This is a genomic window from Candidatus Eisenbacteria bacterium (assembly GCA_035712145.1).
In the GTDB taxonomy this organism is placed as follows: Bacteria; Eisenbacteria; RBG-16-71-46; order RBG-16-71-46; family RBG-16-71-46; genus DASTBI01.
Genome location: DASTBI010000139.1, coordinates 1 through 1,134 on the forward strand (window position 1 = coordinate 1; position 1,134 = coordinate 1,134).

Genomic DNA, 1,134 nt, shown 5'->3' on the forward strand with positions numbered 1-1,134 from the left:
ACTCAAAATCCCGTGAGGCTCAAACCTCGTGCGGGTTCGACCCCCGCCTCCGGCACCAATCTCAGAGCAGCGTCGTGCTAGTCGTCAGCCTTCCCCTCGCCCCAGGTCTTCGATAAGACCTCCAGCTGGCTGCCGAAGCTGCAGAGCGAAGCGACAAGCGTGGCTGCATCATCCACTCGCTGGAGCTGCACCTCCAACCCGTCCTGCTCGGTGTGGTGATCCCAGATCATGAGAACCTGGCCATCGTTCGCGACGGCATACAGGTCCAGCCCCGGGCTCGCGAAATCCATGGGGCGGGTAGAGAGGTACTCGGCCAGAAGGCGCCGCTCAGTGGGTCCAAATTCGACGGCTGCCCACTGATCGTCCTCCTCGCCAAGCCCAAAGTGTGGCAGCCCACCATAACGGGGAAAGAGGAGCCACGTACTCGCAACGTCGAGGATTCTCTCCGCAACTTCCGAACGGAACCCGGTCGGTTCTTCGGTCGAGAACTGAACCACGACGGTACGGGCCGGGCCTCCCAGGTACGAGAGCTGAGCCCCGATGCCGGCCTCGGGTCCGGCCAACACCAGCCCCCCCTCCCGCAGTGCTTGTTCGAAGTCAGATTCAGCAACGAGTCTCATACTGGACACCCAGCCCAATTCGCCTGCCAAGGCAGGGTACTAGCAAAGAGGCGAGCCCCCCCGTTATCGACCCTGCCGTGTGAGGGCTTGAAGCTGGGGTGGTCACTAGCCTCCCTATGGCTGGCCTATGGCCGAAATGCACCGAAGGTTGTGACTCCGCTACCTCGGCCACGCGCTCTAGGGCTCGCTCCGCTCGATGTGGAGCGTGACCCGATACGCGGACCACGGAATCGGGACGGCGTCCTGGGGATAGGGATCGAGCCGCACGGCGGTGATGCGATAGCCCATCGCCTCGGCGGTGCCCGAGCCGTGCCCTTCAACCGAGATCCCGACCTGCTGGGTCTGATGGTTCGCGTTCGTGAGCGTCAGCTGGACGCCGGCTTCTCCTTGCCAGAAGCACCTCACGTTCGTGGGGCAGCGACTGTCGCCCTGCACCTCGCGGAAGCCGATCTCGACGTTGTCGGGCTGGACCGTCACGTGCCGGCCGACCGCGAGCGTGAAGTCGCTCGGAATG

Annotated in this window: 2 protein-coding genes; both read right to left on the bottom strand. The window is 64.1% G+C overall.

The features are described 5' to 3' along the window. Positions 1–77 precede the first annotated feature (77 nt). The gene (locus VFQ05_08595) at positions 78–620 is read right to left on the bottom strand and encodes a hypothetical protein (GenBank protein ID HET9326815.1); all 543 of its coding nucleotides are present in this window, start codon (positions 618–620) and stop codon (positions 78–80) included. Between the two features lie 177 nt (positions 621–797). Then, the coding region (locus VFQ05_08600; GenBank protein HET9326816.1) for a hypothetical protein at positions 798–1,134 on the bottom strand (337 nt) is incomplete at its 5' end.

Coding starts and splice junctions, on each gene's coding strand:
- VFQ05_08595 (HET9326815.1), bottom strand. CDS start 620: ATGAGACTCGTTGCTGAATCTGACTTCGAACAAGCACTGCGGGAGGGG.